A 2,868-nucleotide genomic window follows, 5' to 3' on the forward strand; every position below is an offset into this window, starting at 1 on the left:
GTCACGGGGCGGGCGCCGGTGAGTGCGATCGCGGTGCCGCCGGCGAGGGTCAGGCCGAGAATCGAGACGGCGAGGTGCTGGAGCGTCGGCATGCGCCGTGTTTGGGGACCCGCGCGGGGTTTGGCTAGCGGGGGATTTCGGGGCGTGCCGGGGTGGGACGGATTTTGGGCTGGCGTCGAGCTGTTGGGCTCTGGGTCCTGACGTTCGTCAGGATGACGGATTAGGGGCGGCGGATATGAAAAACGCCCCGGGTTGCCCCGAGGCGTCTTCTGGCTGGCCCCGACACGGGAGCAAGTCCCGTGTCGTCGGACGCGGCGTTGCCGCGCCGGCCGGGCGGGGGCCTGATGGCCCTTGATCCGCCCTCAGTCGATCTTCGGGAGCGTCTCGAACTGGTGATAGGGCGGGGGCGAGGAGATCGTCCATTCGAGCGTCGTGGCGCCTTCGCCCCAGGGATTGTCCGCCGCCTTCTTGCCCGCGATCAGCGACCAGATCAGGTTGACGAAGAAGATCGCCATGCCTGCGGCCATGATCATGTAGCCGACCGTCGCAACATAGTTCCAGTGCGCGTAGGCGTCGGGATAGTCCGGGTAACGGCGCGGCATGCCCTGGAGGCCCAGGAAGTGCATCGGGAAGAACATGACGTTCACGCCGATGAAGAACACCCAGAAGTGGAGCTGGCCGAGGAACTCGTTGTACATCTTGCCCGACATCTTCGGGAACCAGTAGTAGAAGCCCGCGAACAGCGAGAACACCGCGCCGAGGCTGAGCACGTAGTGGAAATGCGCCACCACGTAATAGGTGTCCTGCATGTAATCGTCGATGCCGCCGTTGGCGAGCACGACGCCGGTCACGCCGCCGACGGTGAACATGAAGATGAAGCCGATCGACCAGACCATCGGCGTCTTGAAGCTCATCGAGCCGCCCCACATCGTCGCGATCCACGAGAAGATCTTGATGCCGGTGGGGACCGCGATGACCATCGTCGCGGCGGTGAAGTACATCTTGGTGTTCACCGACAGGCCGGTGGTGAACATGTGGTGCGCCCAGACGACGAAGCCGACCACGCCGATCGCGACCATGGCATAGGCCATGCCGAGATAGCCGAAGACGGGTTTGCGGCTGAACGTCGAGATGATCTGGCTGACGATGCCGAAGCCCGGCAGGATCATGATGTAGACTTCGGGATGGCCGAAGAACCAGAACAGATGCTGGTAGAGGACGGGATCGCCGCCGCCGGCCGGATCGAAGAAGGTCGTGCCGAAGTTGCGATCGGTCAGCAGCATCGTGATCGCGGCCGCGAGGACCGGGAGCGCGAGCAGCAGCAGGAACGCGGTGACGAGCATCGACCACACGAACAGCGGCATCTTGTGCAGCGTCATGCCCGGCGCGCGCATGTTGAAGATGGTGGTGATGAAGTTGATCGCGCCGAGGATCGACGAGGCGCCCGCGAGATGGAGCGCTAGGATCGCCATGTCGGTCGACGGCCCGGGCTCGCCATAGGTCGAGAGCGGGGCGTAGAGCGTCCAGCCGTTACCTGCGCCACCGAAGAAGGGCGAGGCGAGCAGCAGCGTGAAGGCGGGGATCAGCAGCCAGAACGACACGTTGTTCATGCGCGGGAACGCCATGTCGGGCGCGCCGATCATGATCGGCACGAACCAGTTGCCGAACCCGCCGACCATCGCCGGCATGACCATGAAGAACACCATGATCAGGCCGTGCGCGGTGATCAGCACGTTCCAGAGGTGGAGCGATTCGTCGAGGCTGGCGCTGCCGCCGTGGAGCATGCCGGCCCAGCCCTGAAGATACTGGATACCGGGCTCGGCGAGCTCGGCGCGCATGAGGCCCGAGACCGAGCCGCCGATGATCCCCGCGACGATCGCGAAGATCAGGTAGAGCGTGCCGATGTCCTTGTGGTTGGTCGACATGAACCAACGCGCGAAGAAACCTGGCTTGTGATCGGCATCGTGATGATGCGCGTGCGCATCATGGGCGACGAATGCCGACGGGTTGAGAGCGGTGTCGGTCATCTTAGAGTCCCGCGTTGCCGGCGCCGGCCGGGTTGGAGGTGGCGCCCTGCGTGGTGGCGGGCGCTGCGGTGGTCACGTTTTCGACCGGGCCGGTGGCGTTGGCGGTCTCCGCCGCCTCCTCGACCTTGGCCGCGGAGCCGTCGGCGCCGGGCTGCGGAATGACCTTGTCGGAGGCCTGGCCCGGGGTCGGCATCGAGCCGCCCTTGGCCCGGACCCACGCCGCGAACTGCGCGGGCGAGACGGCCTGGACCGCGATCGGCATGAACGCGTGACGCGCACCGCAGAGCTCGGAGCACTGGCCGAAATAGAGGCCGGGCTTGTCGATCGTGAAGCTCGTCTCGTTCAGGCGGCCGGGGATCGCGTCGAGCTTGATCCAGAAGGCGGGGACCGCCCAGCTGTGGATCACGTCGTTCGCGGTCGTGATGAGGCGGATCGGCACCCCGACCGGCAGGACGATGCGGTTGTCGGTCGCGAGCAGGCGCGGACCGTCGGCATCGGTGCGTGCGCGTTCGCCCGCGCCGACGTCCTTGGCCTCCTTCAGCATGTTCGCGGTGACTTCGAAGCCGCCATTATCCGGATACTGGTAGGTCCAGTACCACTGGTTGCCGATCGCCTTGATCGTCACCGCGCCCGCGGGCGCCGGCTTGAACTGGGCGGAGAGCAGGCCGATCGACGGGACCGCGATCAGCACGAGGATGATCACCGGGGCGAGCGTCCAGATGATCTCGATCACGGTGTTGTGGCTGGTCTTCGACGGCACCGGGTTGGCGGCGCGGCGATAGCGGAAGACCACCCAGAAGAGCAAAGCGAGCACCAGCAGCGAAACCGCGGTGATCGTCGG

The 2,868-nt window shown here is 65.8% G+C and carries 2 protein-coding genes; both read right to left on the minus strand.

Annotation, left to right across the window (positions count from 1 at the left end):
• Window positions 1-362: 362 nt before the first annotated feature.
• The gene (gene ctaD / locus sphsw_RS14860) at window positions 363-2,027 is read right to left on the minus strand and encodes a cytochrome c oxidase subunit I (RefSeq protein WP_031393246.1); all 1,665 of its coding nucleotides are present in this window, start codon (window positions 2,025-2,027) and stop codon (window positions 363-365) included.
• Window position 2,028: 1 nt separating this feature from the next.
• A partial coding sequence (coxB, locus tag sphsw_RS14865; RefSeq protein WP_042467444.1) for a cytochrome c oxidase subunit II occupies window positions 2,029-2,868 on the minus strand: 840 nt, incomplete at its 5' end.

Source organism: Sphingomonas sp. FUKUSWIS1, from assembly GCF_000733135.1.
Taxonomy (GTDB): Bacteria; Pseudomonadota; Alphaproteobacteria; order Sphingomonadales; family Sphingomonadaceae; genus Sphingomonas; species Sphingomonas aerolata.